This window comes from Clostridium sp. CM041, assembly GCF_055081035.1.
Window position 1 is genome coordinate 2659834 of record NZ_CM143648.1, and the last position, 22146, is coordinate 2681979.

Annotated in this window: 27 protein-coding genes and 1 other annotated feature (1 of these 28 only partly in view); all 27 genes read left to right on the forward strand. The window is 34.5% G+C overall.

Going from position 1 to position 22146, the window contains the following annotated elements:
• Positions 1-47: a sequence feature (ribosomal protein L10 leader region), on the forward strand (it extends 90 nt beyond the left edge of the window).
• A 34-nt stretch (positions 48-81) separates the two neighbouring features.
• Positions 82-582, forward strand: a complete 501-nt coding sequence (gene rplJ / locus ACWJJT_RS12555) for a 50S ribosomal protein L10 (RefSeq protein ID WP_462954927.1) — start codon at positions 82-84, stop codon at positions 580-582.
• Positions 583-701: 119 nt separating this feature from the next.
• Positions 702-1061: a 50S ribosomal protein L7/L12 gene (rplL, locus tag ACWJJT_RS12560; protein WP_462954928.1), complete on the forward strand. Its 360-nt coding sequence runs from the start codon at positions 702-704 to the stop codon at positions 1059-1061.
• 259 nt (positions 1062-1320) lie between these two features.
• On the forward strand, positions 1321-5034 hold the full coding sequence (gene rpoB, locus ACWJJT_RS12565) for a DNA-directed RNA polymerase subunit beta (protein ID WP_462954929.1): 3714 nt from the start codon (positions 1321-1323) through the stop codon (positions 5032-5034).
• Between the two features lie 20 nt (positions 5035-5054).
• On the forward strand, positions 5055-8588 hold the full coding sequence (rpoC, locus tag ACWJJT_RS12570) for a DNA-directed RNA polymerase subunit beta' (protein WP_462954930.1): 3534 nt from the start codon (positions 5055-5057) through the stop codon (positions 8586-8588).
• Between the two features lie 121 nt (positions 8589-8709).
• A complete protein-coding gene (locus ACWJJT_RS12575) occupies positions 8710-8952 on the forward strand; it encodes a ribosomal L7Ae/L30e/S12e/Gadd45 family protein (RefSeq protein ID WP_165414406.1) in 243 nt (80 codons plus the stop codon).
• Positions 8953-9069: 117 nt separating this feature from the next.
• Positions 9070-9450 (forward strand): 30S ribosomal protein S12, encoded by a 381-nt coding sequence (rpsL, locus tag ACWJJT_RS12580; protein WP_165414407.1) that lies wholly within the window; start codon positions 9070-9072, stop codon positions 9448-9450.
• Positions 9451-9593: 143 nt separating this feature from the next.
• Positions 9594-10064 (forward strand): 30S ribosomal protein S7, encoded by a 471-nt coding sequence (gene rpsG, locus ACWJJT_RS12585; protein ID WP_165414408.1) that lies wholly within the window; start codon positions 9594-9596, stop codon positions 10062-10064.
• Between the two features lie 74 nt (positions 10065-10138).
• Positions 10139-12202, forward strand: a complete 2064-nt coding sequence (gene fusA / locus ACWJJT_RS12590; protein WP_462954931.1) for an elongation factor G — start codon at positions 10139-10141, stop codon at positions 12200-12202.
• A gap of 45 nt (positions 12203-12247) precedes the next feature.
• Positions 12248-13441, forward strand: coding sequence for an elongation factor Tu (tuf, locus tag ACWJJT_RS12595; RefSeq protein WP_462954924.1), 1194 nt, complete (start codon positions 12248-12250; stop codon positions 13439-13441).
• 410 nt (positions 13442-13851) lie between these two features.
• Positions 13852-14160 carry a 30S ribosomal protein S10 gene (gene rpsJ, locus ACWJJT_RS12600; protein ID WP_071614633.1) on the forward strand — a complete coding sequence of 103 codons (309 nt, stop codon included), beginning with the start codon at positions 13852-13854 and terminating at the stop codon, positions 14158-14160.
• Positions 14161-14280: 120 nt separating this feature from the next.
• Positions 14281-14910: a 50S ribosomal protein L3 gene (gene rplC / locus ACWJJT_RS12605; protein WP_462954932.1), complete on the forward strand. Its 630-nt coding sequence runs from the start codon at positions 14281-14283 to the stop codon at positions 14908-14910.
• A 23-nt stretch (positions 14911-14933) separates the two neighbouring features.
• Complete coding sequence (gene rplD, locus ACWJJT_RS12610) at positions 14934-15554, forward strand: 50S ribosomal protein L4 (protein ID WP_462954933.1); 621 nt, start codon at positions 14934-14936, stop codon at positions 15552-15554.
• Positions 15554-15847: a 50S ribosomal protein L23 gene (gene rplW / locus ACWJJT_RS12615; RefSeq protein WP_165414238.1), complete on the forward strand. Its 294-nt coding sequence runs from the start codon at positions 15554-15556 to the stop codon at positions 15845-15847. Before rplD ends, rplW begins: the two co-directional genes overlap by 1 nt.
• A 56-nt stretch (positions 15848-15903) precedes the next feature.
• Positions 15904-16737 (forward strand): 50S ribosomal protein L2, encoded by an 834-nt coding sequence (rplB, locus tag ACWJJT_RS12620; protein ID WP_165414239.1) that lies wholly within the window; start codon positions 15904-15906, stop codon positions 16735-16737.
• Between the two features lie 62 nt (positions 16738-16799).
• Positions 16800-17081: a 30S ribosomal protein S19 gene (rpsS, locus tag ACWJJT_RS12625; protein WP_462954934.1), complete on the forward strand. Its 282-nt coding sequence runs from the start codon at positions 16800-16802 to the stop codon at positions 17079-17081.
• A gap of 20 nt (positions 17082-17101) precedes the next feature.
• On the forward strand, positions 17102-17437 hold the full coding sequence (rplV, locus tag ACWJJT_RS12630; protein ID WP_165414241.1) for a 50S ribosomal protein L22: 336 nt from the start codon (positions 17102-17104) through the stop codon (positions 17435-17437).
• A 16-nt stretch (positions 17438-17453) separates the two neighbouring features.
• Positions 17454-18119 (forward strand): 30S ribosomal protein S3, encoded by a 666-nt coding sequence (gene rpsC, locus ACWJJT_RS12635; RefSeq protein ID WP_165414242.1) that lies wholly within the window; start codon positions 17454-17456, stop codon positions 18117-18119.
• A gap of 25 nt (positions 18120-18144) precedes the next feature.
• Positions 18145-18588 carry a 50S ribosomal protein L16 gene (gene rplP / locus ACWJJT_RS12640; protein WP_165414243.1) on the forward strand — a complete coding sequence of 148 codons (444 nt, stop codon included), beginning with the start codon at positions 18145-18147 and terminating at the stop codon, positions 18586-18588.
• Entirely contained in the window at positions 18578-18790 is a 213-nt protein-coding gene (rpmC, locus tag ACWJJT_RS12645) for a 50S ribosomal protein L29 (RefSeq protein ID WP_165414244.1), read from the forward strand. Before rplP ends, rpmC begins: the two co-directional genes overlap by 11 nt.
• Positions 18791-18811: 21 nt before the next feature.
• Positions 18812-19066, forward strand: coding sequence for a 30S ribosomal protein S17 (gene rpsQ, locus ACWJJT_RS12650; RefSeq protein WP_165414245.1), 255 nt, complete (start codon positions 18812-18814; stop codon positions 19064-19066).
• A gap of 36 nt (positions 19067-19102) precedes the next feature.
• The gene (rplN, locus tag ACWJJT_RS12655) at positions 19103-19471 is read left to right on the forward strand and encodes a 50S ribosomal protein L14 (protein ID WP_165414246.1); all 369 of its coding nucleotides are present in this window, start codon (positions 19103-19105) and stop codon (positions 19469-19471) included.
• Between the two features lie 17 nt (positions 19472-19488).
• Complete coding sequence (gene rplX, locus ACWJJT_RS12660; protein ID WP_224579081.1) at positions 19489-19812, forward strand: 50S ribosomal protein L24; 324 nt, start codon at positions 19489-19491, stop codon at positions 19810-19812.
• Between the two features lie 22 nt (positions 19813-19834).
• The gene (gene rplE, locus ACWJJT_RS12665) at positions 19835-20377 is read left to right on the forward strand and encodes a 50S ribosomal protein L5 (RefSeq protein WP_165414247.1); all 543 of its coding nucleotides are present in this window, start codon (positions 19835-19837) and stop codon (positions 20375-20377) included.
• A gap of 15 nt (positions 20378-20392) precedes the next feature.
• The gene (locus ACWJJT_RS12670) at positions 20393-20578 is read left to right on the forward strand and encodes a type Z 30S ribosomal protein S14 (protein WP_165414248.1); all 186 of its coding nucleotides are present in this window, start codon (positions 20393-20395) and stop codon (positions 20576-20578) included.
• 32 nt (positions 20579-20610) lie between these two features.
• On the forward strand, positions 20611-21009 hold the full coding sequence (gene rpsH / locus ACWJJT_RS12675; protein WP_165414249.1) for a 30S ribosomal protein S8: 399 nt from the start codon (positions 20611-20613) through the stop codon (positions 21007-21009).
• Between the two features lie 201 nt (positions 21010-21210).
• On the forward strand, positions 21211-21750 hold the full coding sequence (gene rplF, locus ACWJJT_RS12680) for a 50S ribosomal protein L6 (protein WP_462954935.1): 540 nt from the start codon (positions 21211-21213) through the stop codon (positions 21748-21750).
• Positions 21751-21770: 20 nt separating this feature from the next.
• Complete coding sequence (gene rplR, locus ACWJJT_RS12685) at positions 21771-22133, forward strand: 50S ribosomal protein L18 (RefSeq protein WP_165414251.1); 363 nt, start codon at positions 21771-21773, stop codon at positions 22131-22133.
• Positions 22134-22146 lie beyond the last annotated feature (13 nt).

Sequence of the window (22146 nt, forward strand, 5' to 3'; positions counted from 1 at the left end):
TTATATTAGGTCTCTTCGTGTCTGCGGAGAGATTTTAATTTTTTATAAAGCAGTTAAAAACTGTTAGGAGGTGGATATATAGTGTTAAGCAATAATAGACAATTAAAAGAAGCAAAAGTAGCAGAAATAAAAGAAAAATTAGCAAAAGCTCAAGGTGTAGTATTTAGTCAATATCAAGGTCTAAATGTAGAAGAAGATACGCAACTAAGAAAAAACCTTAGAGAAGTTGGGGTAGAATATAAAGTTTATAAAAACACTTTAGTTATTCTAGCGGCTAAGGAATTAGGAATTGAAGGTATAGAAACTCACCTACAAGGATCTATTTCAATGGCATTTGGATATGAAGATGCAACTGTTGCGGCTAGAGTTTTAAATGAATTTGCAAAAACTCATAAAAAATTAGAGCTTAAAGCAGGCATAATTCAAGGAAAAATATTCGATGGTGCCGAGGTTAATGCTCTTGCATCAATACCACCAAGAAATGTTCTTATTGCAAAATTACTTGGAAGCTTCAAAGCTCCATTATCAAATCTTGCATACCTATTGAATTCAATTAAAGAGCAAAAGGAATCAGCTCAATAATATTTCAAATATTAAGCTGAAGTACATAGCAATTTTTAATTGATTCAAAGCATACCTTTTTTTAAAAAGGTAAGTACAAAACAATATTTATATGAAAAAAATTCGGAGGTGCATTTATAATGACAAGAGAAGAAATTATTCAAGCTATAAAAGATATGAGTGTTTTAGAATTAAATGAATTAGTAAAAGAGTGTGAAACAGAATTTGGAGTGAGTGCTTCTGCACCAGTTGCAGCTGCAGGAGTTGCTACAGCAGCTGTTGAAGAAAAAACTGAATTTGACGTAATTTTAACTAGTGCAGGCGCTAGCAAAATTAAAGTTATTAAAGTTGTTAGAGAAATAACTGGATTAGGATTAAAAGAAGCTAAAGATATAGTTGATGGAGCACCTAAGGCAATTAAAGAAGCTATAAGCAAAGAAGATGCAGAAGCATTAAAAGCTAAAATAGAAGAAGTTGGCGGCGCAGCAGAAATAAAATAATTTTATCATAAACAGGGTACTTTTAGATAAGAGTGCCCTTTTTTAAAATGCTATGTTGACATAGAATTATACTTATGATAATATAGCGTAATGCATTAAAATTAGTAGTTTAGCGTTGAAAAAAGAAATTATTGGTTAATGTGAATTTAATTAACAAGAATGGTTATAATAACATAATAAATATGTGAATCCAAAAGCATAAGGTCCTAGGGGAAAGTGTGTTTTTGGTTATTTTAGTTTATACAAGGGGTGAAAGCTGATGGTACATCCTGTCCAATTAGGTAAAAGAACAAGAATGAGTTTTTCAAAAATAGGTGAAGTAACTGATATGCCAAATTTAATTGAGATACAGTTAGACTCTTATAATTGGTTTTTAAAAGAAGGACTTCAAGAGGTTTTTGACGATATAAATCCTATTCAAGACTATACTGGGAATCTTGTTCTAGAGTTTGTAGGATACAAACTTGATACAGATAACATTAAGTATACTGAAGAACAATGTAAGGAAAGAGATACAACTTACGCAGCACCGTTAAAAGTTAAGGTTAGATTGCGTAATAATGAAACAGGTGAAATTAAGGAACAAGAAGTCTTTATGGGAGACTTCCCACTGATGACACCACAAGGAACATTTGTTATAAATGGAGCAGAAAGAGTTATAGTAAGTCAATTGGTTAGATCACCAGGGGTTTATTACAATTATTCTGTTGATAAAACTGGAAAAAAACTTTACTCTGCAACGGTAATCCCAAACAGAGGAGCGTGGCTCGAGTATGAAACAGATTCTAATGAAATTGTATATATTAGAATTGACAAGACAAGAAAACTGCCTATAAGTATTTTGGCCAGAGCTATGATGGACAATGGTAGTGATTTAGACTTACATCAATTATTAGGTGAAGAAGAAAGACTAAAAGCTACAATAGAAAAAGATAATACTAAAACAAGAGAAGAAGCTTTGATAGAAATATATAAGAGATTAAGGCCAGGCGAACCACCTACAGTGGATAGTGCGGTATCTCTTATTGATTCACTATTCTTTGATGCTAAGAGATATGATTTATCAAGAGTTGGTAGATATAAATTTAATAAGAAGTTATCAATTAATCACAGAATTGCAAACAAAATTGCTGCTGAGAATATTGTTAACCCTTCAACTGGCGAAGTTATAGTTGAAAAAGGTCAAAAGATAGATAGAGAAGTTGCTCTAGAAATTCAAAACTTAGGAATTAATGTAGTAGATCTTCAAGTAGAGGATAAGGTGTTAAGAGTTATAGGAAATCACTTTGTTAACATTAATAAAGTAGTTAGCTTTGATATTTCTGATCTTAATATTAGGGAAATGGTCCATTATCCAACATTAAAAGAGATATTGGATAATTTTAGTGATGAAGAATCAATTAAAGAACAAATAAAAGCTAATAAAACTAGATTAATACCTAAACATATAATTAAAGATGATATGTATGCTACAGTGAGCTACGAGTTAGGACTAACTTACGATATCGGTTATATTGATGATATTGATCATTTAGGAAACAGAAGAATTAGATCTGTAGGTGAACTTTTACAAAATCAATTTAGAATTGGTTTATCTAGAATGGAAAGAGTTGTCAAAGAAAGAATGACAATCCAAGACCAAGAAGGAATAACGCCTCAGGCGCTTATAAACATAAGGCCTGTAGCCGCAGCTATAAAAGAATTCTTTGGAAGTTCACAACTTTCTCAGTTTATGGACCAAACAAATCCATTATCAGAACTTACAAATAAAAGAAGATTATCTGCACTAGGACCAGGCGGTCTCTCTAGGGAGAGAGCTGGGTTTGAGGTTAGAGATGTTCATTACTCGCATTATGGCAGAATGTGCCCTATAGAAACTCCAGAAGGACCAAATATAGGACTTATTAATTCACTTGCGAGTTACGCTAAAGTTAATGAATATGGGTTCATTGAAACACCATATAGGATTGTAGATAAGAAAACATCGGTAGTTACAAACGAAATTGTGTATATGACTGCGGATGAAGAAGATGCATATCTAGTAGCACAGGCAAGTGAACCAATTAGTGAAGAGGGTACTTTTGTAGATGAAAAAGTAACTGTAAGAGCTAAAGAAGAAGTAATGGTTGTTCCAAAAGAAGAAGTAGATCTTATGGATATATCACCAAGACAGATAGTTTCTGTTGCTACAGCAATGATTCCATTCCTTGAAAATGATGATGCTAGTCGTGCGCTAATGGGTTCCAACATGCAACGTCAAGCAGTACCACTACTTAAATCACAATCGCCAATTGTAGCTACTGGAATAGAATATAGAGCTGCAGTAGATTCTGGTGTACTTCCGAAAGCTAAAAACGCCGGCACAGTTGAGTATGTAAGTGCTAACGAAATTAAGGTAAGAAGAGATTCAGATAGTGGATTAGATGTTTATAAAATTCTAAAGTTTAAAAGATCTAATCAGGGTACTTGTATAAATCAAAAACCTATAGTTAATAAAGGCGAAAAAGTTGAAGTAAATACTGTTTTAGCAGATGGACCTTCAACTGACCTTGGAGAAATAGCATTAGGTAAGAACATCCGTATTGGGTTTGTAACTTGGGAAGGTTATAACTATGAGGATGCGATGTTAATATCTGAAGAACTTGTTCGTGATGATATATTTACATCGGTGCACATTGAAGAATATGAATCAGATGCAAGAGATACAAAGCTTGGACCAGAAGAAATAACTAGGGATATTCCTAATGTTGGCGAAGATGCACTTAAAGATATAGATGAGGGCGGAATAATAAGAATAGGTGCTGAGATAAGATCTGGAGATATTCTAGTTGGAAAAGTAACTCCAAAGGGAGAAACAGAACTTACCGCAGAGGAAAGATTATTAAGGGCAATATTTGGAGAAAAGGCAAGAGAAGTAAGAGATACATCACTTAGAGTGCCACATGGCGAAGCTGGAATAATAGTTGACGTTAAAGTGTTCACTAGAGAAAATGGTGATGAACTTCCACCAGGTGTAAATGAACTAGTTAGATGTTATATAGCTCAAAAGAGAAAGATATCTGTAGGCGATAAGATGGCAGGAAGACATGGTAATAAAGGGGTTATATCTAGAGTATTACCAGTAGAAGATATGCCATTTTTACCTGATGGAAGGCCACTTCAAATATGCTTAAATCCACTAGGTGTTCCTTCTCGTATGAATATAGGCCAGGTATTAGAGGTCCACTTAGGATGGGCAGCTAGTGAATTAGGTTGGCATATTGCAACACCAGTATTTGATGGTGCGCTTGAGGAAGAAATTGAAGCATGCTTGGAAAAAGCAGGATATAATACAGATGGAAAAACTGATTTATATGATGGAAGAACAGGAGAAGCATTTGACAACAGAGTTACTGTTGGATATATGTATATCTTAAAGTTACATCATTTAGTAGATGACAAAATACATGCTAGATCTACAGGTCCATATTCTCTCGTAACTCAGCAACCATTAGGTGGTAAAGCACAGTTTGGTGGCCAAAGGTTTGGAGAAATGGAAGTTTGGGCATTAGAAGCTTATGGTTCAGCTCATACATTACAAGAGATTTTAACAGTTAAATCCGATGACGTTGTAGGAAGAGTTAAAACATATGAAGCAATAGTAAAAGGCGAGAATATACCAGAACCTGGTGTGCCTGAATCCTTTAAAGTTCTTATAAAGGAATTACAAGCGTTGTGTTTAAATGTTAAAGTTCTTACTGATGAATTAGAAGAAATTAAACTGAAGGAATCAGTTGATGATGAAATGGAAGAATTAAATTTAAATGTTAACATAGAAGGATCAGAAGATATAATTCCTGAAGCGCCAACGGAAGAGTACATTGAGCTTATCGATGAAGATGAAGAACTGGACATTGATATAAATTATGATGAAATACCGGCAGAAGAATTTGGTGAAGACTTAGAATTAAATGATTTTAATGATGAACATTAATATGAAGGGAGGATGAACCCTTGTTTGAATTTAATAATTTTGATGCTATTCAAATAGGATTAGCATCACCGGAACAGATCAGAGAATGGTCAAAAGGTGAAGTAAAAAAACCAGAGACTATAAACTATAGAACTTTAAAACCTGAAAGAGATGGGTTGTTTTGTGAAAGAATATTTGGACCAATTAAAGATTGGGAATGTCACTGTGGAAAATACAAGAGAGTAAGATATAAGGGAATAGTTTGTGATAGATGTGGTGTTGAAGTTACAAAATCTAAAGTAAGACGTGAAAGAATGGGGCATATCGAACTCGCTGCCCCAGTATCTCACATTTGGTATTTTAAAGGAATACCATCTCGTATGGGACTTATTTTAGATATGTCACCTAGATCTCTAGAAAAAATTCTTTATTTTGCTTCTTATGTAGTATTAGATCCAAAAGAAACATCACTACTTAAAAAACAAATCCTTAGTGAAAAAGAGTATAGAGAAGCTATTGATAAATTTGGAAATGATAGTTTTGTAGCTGGTATGGGTGCAGAATCTGTGAAAGTACTTTTACAAGATATAAACTTAGAAGAATTATCTAAGGAATTAAAAGAAGATCTAAAAACGAGTACAGGACAAAAAAGAATCAGAAGTATAAGAAGACTAGATGTGTCAGAATCATTTAGAAAATCTAAAAACAAACCTGAATGGATCATAATCGATGTAATACCAGTTATACCTCCTGATTTAAGACCGATGGTACAATTAGACGGAGGAAGATTTGCTACATCTGATTTAAATGATTTGTATAGAAGGGTAATAAACCGTAACAATAGGCTAAAAAAACTTCTAGATTTAGGTGCTCCAGATATAATTGTTAGAAATGAAAAAAGAATGCTCCAAGAAGCTGTAGATGCATTAATTGATAATGGAAGAAGAGGAAGGCCAGTTACGGGACCAGGGAACAGACCTTTAAAATCTCTATCAGACATGTTAAAAGGAAAGCAAGGAAGATTCAGGCAAAATTTACTTGGAAAACGTGTTGATTACTCAGGCCGTTCAGTTATAGTTGTTGGACCAGAGTTACAAATGTATCAATGCGGTCTTCCAAAAGAGATGGCTTTAGAATTATTTAAGCCTTTTGTTATGAAAAAGCTAGTTGGAAGTGGAGTAGCACATAATATTAAGAGTGCTAAGAGAATGGTAGAGAGAGTTATGCCTCAAGTATGGGATGTACTTGAAGAAGTAATATCTGATCACCCAGTACTATTAAATCGTGCACCTACACTTCATAGACTAGGAATTCAAGCTTTCCAACCTATACTTGTAGAAGGTAGGGCTATTAAACTACATCCGCTTGTATGTACGGCTTATAATGCTGACTTTGATGGAGATCAAATGGCGGTACATGTACCTCTATCTGTTGAAGCTCAAGCTGAAGCAAGGTTCTTAATGCTTGCTGCACATAACATTATGAAACCATCAGATGGTAAACCGGTTTGTGTGCCTACTCAAGATATGGTTTTAGGCGCTTACTATTTAACTATTGATAAAGATGGTGCTAAAGGTGAGGGAAGATCATTCTCATCACCAGATGAAGTAATAATGGCTTATCAAGTAAAGGATATTGATATTCATGCTAAAATTAAAGTTAAGTTATTTGGCACCGTTGATGGTGTAAGTATAACTTCAATTATAGAAACTACACCTGGAAAACTAATTTTCAATGAAACTATACCTCAAGATTTAGGGTTTATTGATAGAAGCATTCCTGGAAATGAATTGAAATTTGAGATAGACTTCTTGGTAAGTAAAAAGAATCTTGGTAGTATTATTGATAAATGCTACTTAAAATATGGGCCTTCAGAAACTTCTAAGATGCTAGACAAAATAAAGGCTAAGGGATATCATTACTCAACAATTGGAGCAATTACGGTTGCTACATCTGACATGGTGGTTCCAGAGGCTAAAAAAGCATTGTTAAAAGATGCGGATGAAACTGTTGAAAAAATTGAGAAGATGTATCGAAGAGGATTTATATCCGAGGAAGAAAGATACCAAAGAGTAATAGAAAAATGGACTAAAACTACAGAAGATGTGGCAAATGCACTAATGGATAGTTTGGATAAATTCAATCCGATATTCATGATGGCAGATTCAGGTGCCAGAGGGTCTAAGAGTCAGATCAAGCAACTAGCAGGTATGAGAGGCCTTATGGCTAATCCATCTGGTAAGATAATTGAGTTGCCTATTAGAGCATCCTTTAGAGATGGACTAAGTGTATTAGAGTACTTTATTTCAACACATGGAGCTAGAAAAGGTAACGCAGATACAGCACTTAAAACAGCTGACTCAGGTTATTTAACAAGAAGGCTTGTTGATGTATGCCAGGATGTTATCGTAAGACACGAAGATTGTGGAACGGATGAAGGTTTTGAAGTTTCAGAAATTCGTGATGGAAGTGAAGTAATTGAACAGTTAGTTGAAAGATTGACTGGAAGATATTCCGCTGAAGATATTATTCATCCAAAAACAGGCAAAGTATTAGTTCCTAAGAATGAGTATATGGATATTAAGTTAGCAGAAGAAGTTCAAAAGTCTGGTGTAAAAAAAGTTATGATTAGATCGGTATTTACATGTAAGGCTAAAATTGGAGTTTGTTCTAAATGTTATGGAATGAATATGGCAACGTCTCAAAAGATTAACATTGGCGAAGCCGTAGGTATAATTGCAGCTCAATCTATAGGAGAACCGGGAACTCAACTTACAATGAGAACATTCCATACAGGTGGAGTAGCGGGATCAGATATAACCCAAGGTCTTCCAAGAGTTGAGGAATTATTTGAAGCTAGGAAACCAAAGGGACTCGCAATAGTAAGTGATGTATGCGGTAGTGTTAAAATGGAAGATACTAAGAAAAAGAGAGTTGTCATTGTAATTGGTGATGCAGGAGAAGAACTAAGTTATGATATACCTTTTGGATCAAGATTAAAAGTTGCAAATGGTGATAGAATTGAGGCCGGAGATGAGATAATTGAAGGTTCAGTTAATCCGCACGATATTTTAAGAATAAAAGGCGTTAACGGAGTTAAAAATTATTTATCGTCAGAGGTACAGAAAGTTTATAGACTTCAAGGTGTTGATATAAATGATAAACATTTAGAGGTTGTTGTGAGACAGATGACAAGAAAAGTAAAGGTTGAGGAATCTGGAGATACTGAACTACTTCCAGGGAATTTAGTAGATATATTTGCTTTTGAAGATGCTAATGCAAAAATTGAAGCTGAAGGTGGCGTACCTGCTCAGGGGAAAATTTCTCTATTAGGTATAACTAAAGCGGCACTTGCAACGGAATCATTCTTGTCAGCAGCATCATTCCAGGAGACAACAAGAGTACTTACTGATGCGGCTATTAAGGGTAAAATTGATCCATTGCTTGGATTAAAAGAAAATGTAATAATTGGTAAACTGATACCTGCGGGTACTGGAATGACAAGATATAGAACAATAAAAATCAATACTGAAGATGATGAAAAGGTAGAAATTGAAAATGATTTGGAAGTATAGGTTGTAACTAGTTGACAGGGTGATAGTAAAATGATAAAATACACCTTGTGTGTGATTTAAATCAAGTAGATGAATCTTAATTAGGTAAATCTTTTGATTATAATTGTGAAGGGGGTTAGAAATGGTAGGTAAAATTGTAGGTCAGAAAGTCGTTGGAGTTAAACAAACCCTAAAAGCGTTAAAGAATAGTCGGGGTAAAGTTTTGTATATAGCCAAAGATGCTGATAGTAGTATTACTGATCCTATTCTAAAACTAGCCAAGGTTAATTCCCTACAAATAATATTTGTAGACACAATGAAAGAATTAGGAAATCTTTGTGATATAGATGTTGCATCAGCAACAGCATTGCGTTTCGAAGATTAAATTAATGCTAGCAACTAAATAATATAGATATATCCATGCGGTAACATTGACGTTTAGTTATGTTACGCTGCATTGATATAAATGAAGAACAGCTTACAAAAATGAGGGGGTGAAATCATGCCAACTATCAATCAATTAGTAAGAAAAGGCAGAAAGACATTAGCAACAAAATCAGCTGCACCAGCATTAAAGAACTGTCCGCAAAAAAGAGGAGTTTGTACAGTAGTTAAAACAACAACTCCTAAAAAGCCAAACTCAGCATTAAGAAAAGTAGCAAGAGTTAGACTTACAAACGGATACGAAGTTACTGCTTATATACCAGGTGTAGGCCACAATTTACAAGAACATAGTGTTGTACTTATAAGAGGTGGAAAAGTTAAGGATTTACCAGGAGTTAGATACCACGTCATCAGAGGGACATTAGACTCTGCTGGAGTTGCGGGCAGACTACAAAGTAGATCTAAATACGGTACTAAGAGACCAAAGCAAAAAAAATAATGCTTTGAATTAAGGTGCAATGTCTTCAGCATTTATATATATGAAAATTTATATTTACATACATTTGCAGGAGTACAGAGTACTTTGCGGTAGAGATATCGAGTACCTATGAGTTAATTAAAATTGTTAAGGAGGGAAGTAAAGTGCCGAGAAAAGGATATATTGCAAAAAGAGATGTATTACCAGATCCTATGTACAACAGCAAAGTCGTTACAAAGTTAATAAACAATGTAATGGAGGATGGTAAAAGAGGAGTAGCACAAAAAATATGCTATGAGGCTTTTGACATAATCAAAGAAAAAACAGGTAAAGAACCTTTAGAGGTTTTTGAAGAAGCATTAAATAATGTTATGCCATTACTTGAAGTAAAAGCTAGAAGAATAGGTGGAGCTAATTATCAAGTGCCTATCGAGGTTAGACCTGAGAGAAGACAGACATTAGGACTAAGATGGTTGCTTATTGCTGCAGATAATAGAGGAGAGAAGTATGCAAGAGAAAAACTTGCTAACGAATTACTCGAAGCTGCAAACAATACTGGAGCAGCAGTAAAGAAGAGAGAAGATATTCATAAAATGGCTGAAGCTAACAAGGCTTTTGCACATTACAGGTATTAATACTAAAACTGTTTTGGCTTTGCCAAGACAGTTTTGTCAAATTTAAAATCACTCGTTGACAGGAGGCGCAAATAGTGGGTAGAGAATATTCTTTAGAAAAATTCCGTAATATAGGTATTATGGCTCATATTGATGCTGGTAAAACAACAACAACTGAGCGTATATTATTCTATACAGGAAAAACACACAAGATTGGTGAGGTTCATGATGGCGGAGCTACTATGGACTGGATGGTACAAGAACAGGAAAGAGGTATAACAATAACCTCTGCGGCTACAACTTGTTTCTGGAAGGGTTATAACATAAATATCATTGATACACCAGGGCACGTAGATTTCACAGTTGAAGTTGAAAGATCTTTGAGAGTACTTGATGGTGCAGTTTCTGTATTCTGTGCAAAAGGTGGAGTAGAACCACAATCTGAAACAGTATGGAGACAGGCAACTAAATATAAGGTACCAAGAATGGCATATGTTAACAAAATGGATATAATGGGTGCAGACTTCTATCACGTTGTAGACATGATGAGAGAAAGACTTCATGCTAATGCAGTTCCAATACAGCTTCCAATAGGTAAAGAAGAAGGATTCCTAGGCATTATAGATTTAGTTAGAAATGTTGCAGAAGTCTATAATGATGATTTAGGAAAACAAATAGAAGAAATAGAAATTCCAGAAGATATGAAAGCGTTAGCAGAAGAATACAGATCGGCTATGGTTGAAGCAATAGCTGAACTAGATGAAGAGCTTATGATGAAATATCTTGATGGTGAAGAAATAAGTGAAGAAGAATTAAAAGCAGCATTACGAAAAGGTGTAATTAAGAATGAAATAGTACCTGTAATTTGTGGTTCTTCATATAAAAATAAAGGCGTTCAAATGATGATAGATGCTGTTATAGAATACATGCCGTCACCACTTGATATACCAGCTACCAAAGGACAAGATGTTGATACTGGTGAAGAAATGGAAAGGCACCCAAGTGATGATGAGCCAATGGCAGCATTAGCGTTTAAAATAGCTACAGATCCCTTTGTTGGCAGACTTGCGTTTACGAGAGTTTACTCAGGCGTAATGAAAACTGGTACATATGTATTAAATGCTAACAAAGGTAAAAAAGAAAGAGTTGGTAGACTAGTTAAAATGCATGCTAATCACAGAGAAGAAGTTGAAGAATTACGTTCAGGAGAATTAGGTGCAGTAATTGGACTTAAAAACACAACTACTGGAGAAACTTTATGTGATGAAGATCACCCAATATTGTTTGAAACCATGGTCTTCCCAGATCCAGTTATTCATGTAGCTATTGAACCAAAAACAAAAGCTGGTCAGGAAAGAATGGGTATGTCTCTTGCGAAGCTTTCTGAAGAAGATCCTACTTTTCAAACTTATACTGATCAAGAAACAGGTCAAACAATAATCGGTGGTATGGGTGAACTTCATCTAGAAATTATTGTTGATAGACTTCAAAGAGAATTTAAAGTTGAATGTAATGTAGGAAAACCACAAGTAGCTTATAAAGAAACAATACGAAAAGCAGTTAAAGCAGAGGGTAAATACATTAAACAATCAGGTGGACGTGGACAATACGGTCACTGTTGGATAGAGTTAATACCAACTACTGAACCTTACTCATTTGAAAATTGTACGGTTGGTGGATCTATTCCAAGAGAATTTATATCTCCAATTGAGAACGGAATTAAAGAAGCATCAAAGAATGGTATTCTTGGTGGATACCCAGTTCTTAACTTTAAAGTTAAAGTAGTTGATGGATCATACCATGATGTTGACTCAAACGAAATGGCATTTAAGGTTGCTGGTTCAATGGCATTCAAGAACGGTATGGCAAAAGCAGATCCAGTTTTGCTTGAACCAATAATGAAGGTCGAAGTAACAGTGCCAGAAGAGTACATGGGAGACGTTATGGGAGACATTAATTCAAGAAGAGGTAGAATAGAAGGAATGGAAGCTCAATCAGGCGCTCAAGTAATTAGGGCAATGGTTGCATTATCAGAAATGTTTGGATATGCTACGACGCTTAGATCAAGAACTCAGGGTAGAGGAGTATACAGTATGGAATTTGCTGCATATGAGCCAGTTCCAAAGGGTATTCAAGAACAAGTTATAGGAAGTAAATAACAAGCAAAATATAAGATAATATGCAAATATAAGGAGGAATACAAAATGGCAAAGGCAAAGTTTGAAAGAAGCAAACCACACGTAAACATTGGAACAATAGGGCACGTAGATCACGGCAAGACAACATTAACAGCTGCAATAACAGCAGTACTCGCAACTAAAGGGTTAGCAGAAGTATCTAGGTTTGACCAAATTGACAAAGCACCTGAGGAAAGAGAAAGAGGAATTACAATAAATACATCACATGTTGAGTATGAAACAGATAATAGACATTATGCACATGTTGATTGCCCAGGACATGCAGATTATGTAAAGAACATGATCACAGGCGCAGCACAAATGGATGGAGCAATTCTAGTTGTTAGTGCAGCAGATGGCCCAATGCCTCAAACAAGAGAGCATATACTATTAGCAAGCAGAGTTGGAGTAGGATATATAGTAGTATTCTTAAACAAAGCAGATATGGTAGATGATCCAGAATTATTAGAACTTGTTGAAATGGAAGTAAGAGAATTATTAAGCGAGTATGACTTCCCTGGTGACGACATTCCAGTAGTAACAGGATCAGCATTAAAAGCATTAGAAAACCCAACTGATGCAGAAGCATCAAAATGCATAGCTGAATTAATGGAAGCAGTAGATAGCTACATTCCAACACCAACAAGAGCAACAGATAAATCGTTCTTAATGCCAGTAGAAGATGTATTCACAATCACAGGTAGAGGAACAGTTGCTACAGGAAGAGTTGAAGCTGGGATACTTAAAGTTGGAGAAGAAGTAGAAATCGTAGGACTTAGCGAAGATAAAAGAAAAGTTGTATGTACAGGAGTTGAAATGTTCAGAAAACTTCTAGATCAAGCAATGGCCGGAGACAACATCGGAGCATTACTAAGAGGAGTACAAAGAACAGATATTCAAAGAGGTCAAGTACTTTCTAAGCCAGGTTCAATACATCCACATGATAAATTTGTAGGTCAAGTATATGTACTTAAAAAAGAAGAAGGCGGAAGACATACTCCATTCTTCGATGGATATAGACCACAATTTTATTTCAGAACAACTGATGTAACAGGATCAATAAAATTACCAGACGGAATGGAAATGGTAATGCCAGGAGATCACATAGACATGAATGTTGAACTAATCACTCAAGTAGCAATGGATGAGGGATTAAGATTCGCAATCAGAGAAGGTGGAAGAACAGTAGGTTCAGGAGTTGTTACTTCAATAGTTAAATAATCATTTACAATGTATTTATAACCATCAATTGATGAATTTCAATAATAATAAAAGCTTTTATTATTAAGGAGAAGAGGACGCTCTTCTCCTTTTAAATACAACAAAACTTTTGTATAAATATAAGCAGAAACCACAAATATAAAAATTATGAAATAATAGTGAAAAAAATACTTGTCAAAGCAAAAGAAGTGTTGTATACTTTAGAAGTTGTATTGTGGTAACAGTGATGAGGTAAGAGGTTGCCGGACTTCCGGGTAATTCTTCACCGAACATGTCCCGATCTTGAATCGGACGACGGGGTTCCTACGATTGTTTCATGCATTTATTACATGAAACACCCGGAGCAGTTTACAGAACATCCGCTGTTGCACGTAAGAAGTAGAGCGTGCGATGAAAAGGAGGAAATAATAATGATAAAACAAAAAATCAGAATTAGATTAAAGGCTTTTGATCACAACATATTAGATCAATCAGCTGAGAAAATTGTTCAAACAGCTAAAAGTACAGGAGCTAAAGTAGCTGGTCCAGTACCGCTACCTACAGAAAAAGATGTAATTACAGTGTTGAGAGCTCCGCACAAGTATAAAGATTCAAGAGAACAATTTGAAATAAGAACTCATAAGAGACTAATAGATATAATTAGTCCATCACCTAAAACTGTTGATGCCTTAATGAGATTAGACTTACCAGCTGGTGTTGATATCGAAATAAAACTATAAGCGTACATATAAGTGCGATTAAGCGTATAAGTATAATTTACTGTACGTAAGCATTAAATTAATATTACTAACTGTTATGATCACTAATGTGGTCCGCTAATAAGTAGGAGGTGTATTTTCATGAAAAAAGCAATAATGGGTAAAAAACTTGGTATGACTCAAATATTTGATGAAAATAAAAGAGTTGTTCCAGTAACAGTTGTTGAAGCAGGTCCATGTGTTGTTATTCAAAAGAAAACTATCGAAAATGATGGTTACAATGCAATTAAAGTTGGCTTTGGTGACATAAGAGAAAAGTTAGTTAACAAACCAATGCAAGGACAATTTGCTAAAGCAGGAACATCTTTAAAAAGATTCGTAAAAGAATTTAGAATGGAAGATATAAGTGCTTATGAAGTAGGTCAAGAATTTAAGGCAGATATATTTGCTGCTGGAGATAAAATTGACGTATCAGGAATATCTAAGGGAAAAGGATTCCAAGGTTGTATTAAAAGATGGAATCAACATACAGGACCAATGAGTCATGGATCTAAATTCCATAGAGCGGTTGGATCAATGGGAGCATCTTCTGATCCATCAAAAACGTTTAAAAACAAACGTATGCCAGGTCATATGGGTAATGTTAGTAGAACAGTAATAAACCTTGAAATAGTTAAAGTAATGCCTGAAAAGAACATTATATTAATTAAAGGTGGTATACCGGGACCTAACAAAGGCACAGTTGTAATAAGAAATGCTGTTAAAGCGTAACTTTAAAGAAAGGAGGATGCAGAATGCTTACATTAGATTTATTTAGTAAAGAAGGACAAAAGGTTGGAGACATTCAACTAAATGAAAATATATTTGGAGTTGAGGTCAACGCAGATGCTATGCATCAAGTTGTAGTAGCACAACTTGCAAATAAAAGACAAGGAACTCAATCAGCTAAAACTAGAGCTGAAGTTCGAGGCGGCGGTATAAAGCCTTGGAGACAAAAAGGAACTGGTAGAGCAAGACAAGGTTCTATAAGAGCACCACAATGGATACATGGTGGTATAGTATTTGCTCCAAAGCCAAGAGATTACCGTATGTCTGTACCGAAGACAATGAGAAGAGTTGCTTTCAAATCAGCTTTATCAGCTAAGGTAGCTTCGAACGAAATGATAGTTTTAGATAGTTTAGAATTTGACTCACCAAAAACTAAAGCAATGTTAGAGGTTTTAAAAGCTTTTGATGCTAAAAAAACTTTAATAGTTGTTGAAAAGTCAGAAGAAAATATCTATAAATCAGCAAGAAACATACCTGGAGTACAAGTATCACCAGTAAACAATTTGAATGTTTATGACATACTAAAGTATGAAAAATTCATAGTTACAAAGGATGCTGTATCTAAAATTGAGGAGGTGTATATATAATGAAGCTAACTAGCCATGATATTATAAGAAAACCGATAATTACTGAAAAAAGTATGGCTGTAATGGCGGAAAAAAAATACACCTTTATAGTTGATATTCATGCAAATAAAACTCAAGTTAAAAAAGCAGTAGAAGAAGTATTTGGAGTTAAAGTTGAAAATGTAAGAACACTAAGAAATATAGGTAAAACTAAAAGAGTTGGGGTTCACATTGGAAAAAGAGCTGACTTCAAAAAAGCTATTGTTACTTTAACAACAGAAAGCAAGACAATTGAGTTTTTTGATGGAATGTAATTATTAAGCAGGTATTGGCAGAGGCCAGATAAGCGAGAAAGAAGGAGGAAAGTCACATGGGAATTAAGAAATTTAGACCGACCACACCTTCAAGAAGAAATATGACTATGGCTGATTTTGCAGAAATAACAACAGATAAGCCATTAAAATCACTTCTTGTAAGCACAAAAAGATCAGGTGGTAGAAATAATCAAGGTAAAATAACTGTTCGTCACCGAGGTGGTGGAGCAAAACAAAGTTACAGACTAATAGATTTCAAGAGAACTAAAGATAATATTCCAGCAAAAGTTTCTACAATTGAGTACGATCCAAATAGATCTGCTTACATAGCTCTTGTTGCATATTCTGATGGTGAAAAAAGATACATAATTGCTCCAGTTGGATTAAAAGTTGGAGATGTAATTGTATCCGGTGCTGATTCTGATATAAAAGTTGGGAATACTCTTCCAATAATTAATATACCAACAGGTTCTACGATTCATAATATAGAACTACAAGTTGGAAAAGGTGCTCAACTTGTAAGATCAGCAGGTTCTTCAGCGCAACTTATGGCTAAAGAAGGAGAATATGCTCAAGTAAGACTTCCAAGTGGTGAAGTAAGATATGTTAGAGTAAATTGTAGAGCTACTATAGGAACGGTTTCTAATGTAACTCATGGGATTGTTAACATAGGTAAAGCAGGAAGAAAAAGACACTTAGGATTTAGACCTACAGTCAGAGGTTCAGTAATGAATCCTTGTGATCATCCACATGGTGGTGGAGAAGGTAAATCTCCTATAGGCCACGCTAGTCCGATGACTCCATGGGGTAAACCGGCACTAGGATATAAAACTAGAAAAACTAAAAAATACTCTGACAAATTTATTGTCAAGGGAAAAAATAGAAAATAGTTTGAAGAGAATTTAAATTCTTTTTAAACAATGGTTATGGTGTATGAAGGGAGGCCACAAAAATGAGTAGATCAGTTAAAAAAGGACCTTATGTACAAGAAGTTTTGTTAAGCAGAATTAACGAAATGAATAAAAATGGCGAGAAAAAAGTAATAAAGACTTGGTCAAGAAGTTCTACTATTTTCCCGCAAATGATAGGGCATACTATCGCAGTACATGATGGAAGAAAACATGTACCAGTTTATGTTTTAGAAGATATGGTAGGACATAAATTAGGCGAATTTGCTTTAACTAGAACATTTAAAGGACACATTGTTAGAGAAAAAACAAGCAGAGTAAAATAGTGTGGAAGGAGGAGACAATCATGGAGGCTAAAGCTATAGCTAAATATGTGAGAACGTCCTCAATGAAAATCGGGATTGTTCTTGATTTAATAAGAGATAAAAATGTAAATGAAGCTTTTGCTATATTACAATACACTCCAAAAAATGCAGCTGAAGTAGTAACTAAAGTACTAAAATCAGCTGTAGCAAATGCAGAGAATAATTTAAATTTAGATATCAATAGACTATACGTTGCTAAGGCTTATGCATGTCAGGGTCCAACACTTAAGAGATTTAGACCGCGTGCACAAGGAAGAGCTTATAGAATAAGAAAAAGATCTAGCCATATAACTATTATAGTTACGGAAAGATCATAAGAAGGAGGGTTTTAGCGTGGGACAAAAAGTACATCCACACGGCTTTAGGGTTGGTGTAATAAAAGACTGGAGTTCTAAATGGTATGCAGATAAAAAGAATTTTGCAGATAATCTTGTTGAAGATTTTAAGATTAGAGAATTCTTAAAAAGTAAACTTTACACAGCTGGAATTTCTAAAATTGAAATCGAAAGAGCTGCTAAAAGAGTTAAAATTAACATACACACTGCTAAACCAGGAATGGTTATCGGTAGAGGTGGCTCTGGAATTGAAGCTATAAAGTTAGACATGAAAAAAATTATAACAGATAAGAATGTTTTAATTAACATAGTAGAAGTAAAACAAGCTGAAAACAACGCTCAATTAATGGCTGAAAATGTTTCTTCGCAATTAGAAAAGAGAATTTCTTTTAGAAGAGCAATGAAACAAACAATTCAAAGAGCTATGAGATCTGGCGTAAAAGGTGTTAAAATTTCATGTGGAGGAAGACTTGGCGGAGCAGAAATAGCTAGGACTGAACACTATCATGAAGGTACAATACCATTACAAACTTTGAGAGCTGATATAGACTATGGATTTGCAGAAGCAGATACAATATACGGTAAAATTGGCGTAAAAGTTTGGGTATATAGAGGCGAAGTTCTTCCTACAAAGAAAATCGTTAAGGAAGAAATAAAAGCGTAGAAGTGTAAGGAAGGAGGAATAAGACATGTTAATGCCTAAGAGATCTAAACATCGTAAGGTTCAACGTGGTAGAATGAGAGGAAAAGCTACAAGAGGAAACTTTATTGCATATGGTGAGTATGCATTACAAGCTATGGAATGTGGCTGGGTTAAAAGTAATCAAATAGAAGCTGCCAGAGTTGCTATCAATAGAGAAGTAAAAAGAGGCGGAAAGGTTTGGATAAAAATCTTCCCTGATAAGCCAGTAACTGAAAAACCGGCTGAAACTCGTATGGGTTCTGGTAAAGGATCAGTAGAATATTGGGTAGCAGTTGTTAAGCCAGGTAGAGTCTTATTTGAAATTGCAGGAGTAACAGAAGAAGCTGCTAGAGAAGCAATGAGACTTGCTTCACACAAACTTCCAATTAAAACTAAGTTTGTATCTAGAAAAGATTTTGAGGAAATGGGTGGTGAAGTCATTGAAGGCTAATGAATTAAAAGAATTAAGACAAAGTAATCCTCAAGATTTGCTAGTGAAAATGTCTGATCTAAAGGCAGAATTATTTAACCTTAGATTTCAGTTAGCTACAGGGCAACTAGAAAACCCTATGAGAATTAAACAAGTGAAAAAATCTATAGCCCAAATTAAGACCATTCTTAGGCAAGAAGAAATAAAAGCTTTTGAACAGTAAAACTGAAAGGAGGTTGCTCTTGTGGAAAGAAATAATAGAAAAACAAGAACAGGTAAAGTAGTTTCTGATAAAATGGATAAGACAATAGTTGTTGCAATTGAAACAAAAGTTCGTCATCCACTATACGGAAAAATACTTAATACAACAACAAAATTTAAAGCTCATGATGAAAAGAATGAAGCTAAAATAAATGATAAAGTTACAATTATGGAAACTAGACCATTGTCTAAAGATAAAAGATGGAGAATTACTGGAATAGTTGAAAAAGCTAAATAGTATTTCGGTTTAACAACTGAAAGGAGGGTATTTGATATGATACAACAGCAATCGAGATTAAAAGTTGCGGATAATTCTGGTGCAAAGGAAATTATGTGTATTAGAGTATTAGGTGGTTCTAAGAGAAAATGGGGAAACATCAGCGATACAATAGTTGCTAGCGTAAAAAGTGCAACACCAGGTGGAGTTGTTAAAAAAGGTGAAGTAGTTAAGGCAGTTATAGTTAGATCAGTAAAAGGATTAAGAAGAGCGGATGGATCATACGTCAAATTTGATGATAATGCAGCTGTTATCATAAAAGACGACAAAACCCCAAAGGGAACTCGTATATTCGGACCTGTTGCAAGGGAGTTAAGAGATAAAGACTTCAGTAAGATTTTATCATTAGCGCCTGAAGTTCTATAAGATAGGAGGTGTCTAACATGGCAGTTAAAAAAATGCACGTAAGAAAAAAAGATACAGTAATGGTTATATCAGGTAAAGACAAAGGCAAAATAAGCGAAGTCTTAGCTGTATATCCTAAAACTGGTAAAGTTTTAGTGAAAGATGTTAGTGTAGTTACGAAACATCAAAAACCAAGCAAGCAAAATATGCAAGGTGGAATAACTCACAGAGAAGCGGCTATAAATAGTTCAAAAGTTATGTTATATTGTACAAAATGCAAAAACGTAACAAGAATAAGTAGCAAAATTCTAGAAGATGGAACTAAAGTAAGAGTTTGTAAGAAATGTGTAGAAACATTTTAATTCCTGAAAGGAGGTTTAACATATGAGTTCAAGACTACAAGAAAAATATGATAATGAAGTAGTTCAAGCGCTAATGGAAAAATTCGGTTATAAAAATATAATGGAAGTACCAAAGCTTGAAAAAATTGTTTTAAATATGGGAGTTGGAGAAGCTAAAGACAATTCTAAAGTTTTAGATGCAGCTCTTAGCGATATGCAAATTATAGCAGGTCAAAAACCAATTATAACAAGAGCAAAGAAGTCAATAGCTAACTTTAAGTTAAGAGAAAATACTCCAATAGGTTGTAAAGTTACATTAAGAAAAACTCAAATGTTCGAATTTGCAGATAAATTAATGAACGTTGCATTACCTAGAGTTAGAGATTTTAGAGGAGCTTCTTCTAAAGCATTTGACGGAAGAGGGAATTACGCTATAGGGATTAAAGAACAACTTATATTTCCTGAAATAGATTATGATAAAATTGATAAAATAAGAGGAATGGATATAATATTTGTTACTACAGCAAAGACAGACGAGGAAGCAAGAGAGTTATTAAGATTCCTTGGAATGCCATTTGCTCAATAATAGGGAGGGAAACATATGGCACGTAAGGCTTTAATAGAAAAATGGAAAAAAGAACCTAAATTTACAACTAGAGCTTATACAAGATGTAGACTTTGTGGAAGACCACATTCTGTTTTACAAAAATTTGGTATATGCCGTATCTGTTTTAGAGAGCTTGCACACAAGGGAGAAATTCCTGGTTGCAGAAAAGCAAGTTGGTAATTAGAACATTCTAATGAAAGGAGGCACGAAAAATGGTTATGACTGACCCAATCGCAGATTTGCTAACACGTATAAGAAATGCAAATGTTGTTAGACATGAAATAGTAGAAATACCTTCTTCAACTATAAAGAAGGAAATTGCAAATATATTGCTTCAAGAAGGATATCTTAAAAACATTGAAGAGTATAATGATGGCGTTGTTCCAATGATGAGACTTGCAATGAAGTATGGTCAAAACAAGGAAAGAGTTATCACTGGACTTAAGAGAATATCTAAACCAGGTTTAAGAGTATATTCTAAAAATGAGGATATTCCAAAGGTACTAAACGGATTAGGAGTTGCTATAATATCAACTTCAAAAGGTTTAGTAGCGGATAGAGATGCTAGAAAATTAGGTTTAGGCGGAGAAGTTATTTGTTACATTTGGTAATATAATAATTTTAATGCATAACAGTATTGAGTTATTATGTACATAGTAATAATAGATAATTCATAGAAAAACGAAATTGTTATGTGCCTAAAGTAATATGGAGACTAAACAATTAAGAATTGGTTAGTATTTAAAATGAACACACGGGACGTAACAATTAATAATTGTTATGTGTCTAAAAAGAATACAGGAGGTGTAAGTATGTCGAGAATCGGAAGACTTCCAGTAGCTATACCTAATGGAGTGACTGTTACAGTTTCACCAATGAATGTTGTAAATGTAAAAGGACCAAAAGGTGAGTTAACTCAAAGCATGAATACTAAAATGAATATAGCTATGGAAGATAATACTGTAGTAGTTACAAGACCAAGCGATGTAAAAGAACATAGAGCTCTTCATGGATTGACAAGATCATTGATAAACAATATGGTTATTGGAGTAACAGAGGGATACCAAAAAACGCTTGAGTTAGTTGGCGTTGGTTATAGAGCTCAGTTAAAAGGCACTAAAATAACATTAAGTCTTGGATATTCACATCCAGTTGAAATAGATGCAGTTGCAGGAATCCAATTTGAATTACCTGATGCTAACAAAATTATAGTAAAAGGTACTGATAAACAATTAGTTGGAGCTGTTGCAGCAACAATAAGAGCTTGGAGAAAACCAGAACCTTACAAAGGAAAAGGAATTAGATATGCTGGCGAAGTTGTCAGACGTAAGGAAGGTAAAACAGGTAAATAAAGTAGGAAGGAGTGAATGATGTGTTCAAGAAAGAAGATAGACAAAAGTCAAGAGTTAAGCGTCATCTTAGAGTTCGTAAAAAGATCTCTGGTACAGCACAAAGACCTAGATTAGCTGTATATAGAAGTGAAAAGAACATATATGCTCAAGTAATAGATGATGTTGCAAGAATCACACTAGTTTCTGCTTCAAGCGTAGATAAAGCTTTTGAACAAAAGATAGGAAGCAATAAAGATGCTGCTAAATTAGTAGGAAAAATGATTGCTGAAAGAGCGCTTGAAAAAGGAATAGAAGAAGTAGTTTTTGATAGAGGCGGATATGTATACCACGGTAGAGTGCAAATTCTCGCTGAGGGAGCAAGAGAAGCTGGACTTAAATTCTAAGAGAAGGAGGGAA

Coding starts and splice junctions, on each gene's coding strand:
- rplL (WP_462954928.1), top strand. CDS start 702: ATGACAAGAGAAGAAATTATTCAAGCTATAAAAGATATGAGTGTTTTA.
- rpoB (WP_462954929.1), top strand. CDS start 1,321: ATGGTACATCCTGTCCAATTAGGTAAAAGAACAAGAATGAGTTTTTCA.
- ACWJJT_RS12575 (WP_165414406.1), top strand. CDS start 8,710: ATGGTAGGTAAAATTGTAGGTCAGAAAGTCGTTGGAGTTAAACAAACC.
- rpsL (WP_165414407.1), top strand. CDS start 9,070: ATGCCAACTATCAATCAATTAGTAAGAAAAGGCAGAAAGACATTAGCA.
- tuf (WP_462954924.1), top strand. CDS start 12,248: ATGGCAAAGGCAAAGTTTGAAAGAAGCAAACCACACGTAAACATTGGA.
- rpsJ (WP_071614633.1), top strand. CDS start 13,852: ATGATAAAACAAAAAATCAGAATTAGATTAAAGGCTTTTGATCACAAC.
- rplC (WP_462954932.1), top strand. CDS start 14,281: ATGAAAAAAGCAATAATGGGTAAAAAACTTGGTATGACTCAAATATTT.
- rplD (WP_462954933.1), top strand. CDS start 14,934: ATGCTTACATTAGATTTATTTAGTAAAGAAGGACAAAAGGTTGGAGAC.
- rplW (WP_165414238.1), top strand. CDS start 15,554: ATGAAGCTAACTAGCCATGATATTATAAGAAAACCGATAATTACTGAA.
- rplB (WP_165414239.1), top strand. CDS start 15,904: ATGGGAATTAAGAAATTTAGACCGACCACACCTTCAAGAAGAAATATG.
- rpsS (WP_462954934.1), top strand. CDS start 16,800: ATGAGTAGATCAGTTAAAAAAGGACCTTATGTACAAGAAGTTTTGTTA.
- rplV (WP_165414241.1), top strand. CDS start 17,102: ATGGAGGCTAAAGCTATAGCTAAATATGTGAGAACGTCCTCAATGAAA.
- rplP (WP_165414243.1), top strand. CDS start 18,145: ATGTTAATGCCTAAGAGATCTAAACATCGTAAGGTTCAACGTGGTAGA.
- rplN (WP_165414246.1), top strand. CDS start 19,103: ATGATACAACAGCAATCGAGATTAAAAGTTGCGGATAATTCTGGTGCA.
- rplX (WP_224579081.1), top strand. CDS start 19,489: ATGGCAGTTAAAAAAATGCACGTAAGAAAAAAAGATACAGTAATGGTT.
- rplE (WP_165414247.1), top strand. CDS start 19,835: ATGAGTTCAAGACTACAAGAAAAATATGATAATGAAGTAGTTCAAGCG.
- ACWJJT_RS12670 (WP_165414248.1), top strand. CDS start 20,393: ATGGCACGTAAGGCTTTAATAGAAAAATGGAAAAAAGAACCTAAATTT.
- rpsH (WP_165414249.1), top strand. CDS start 20,611: ATGGTTATGACTGACCCAATCGCAGATTTGCTAACACGTATAAGAAAT.
- rplF (WP_462954935.1), top strand. CDS start 21,211: ATGTCGAGAATCGGAAGACTTCCAGTAGCTATACCTAATGGAGTGACT.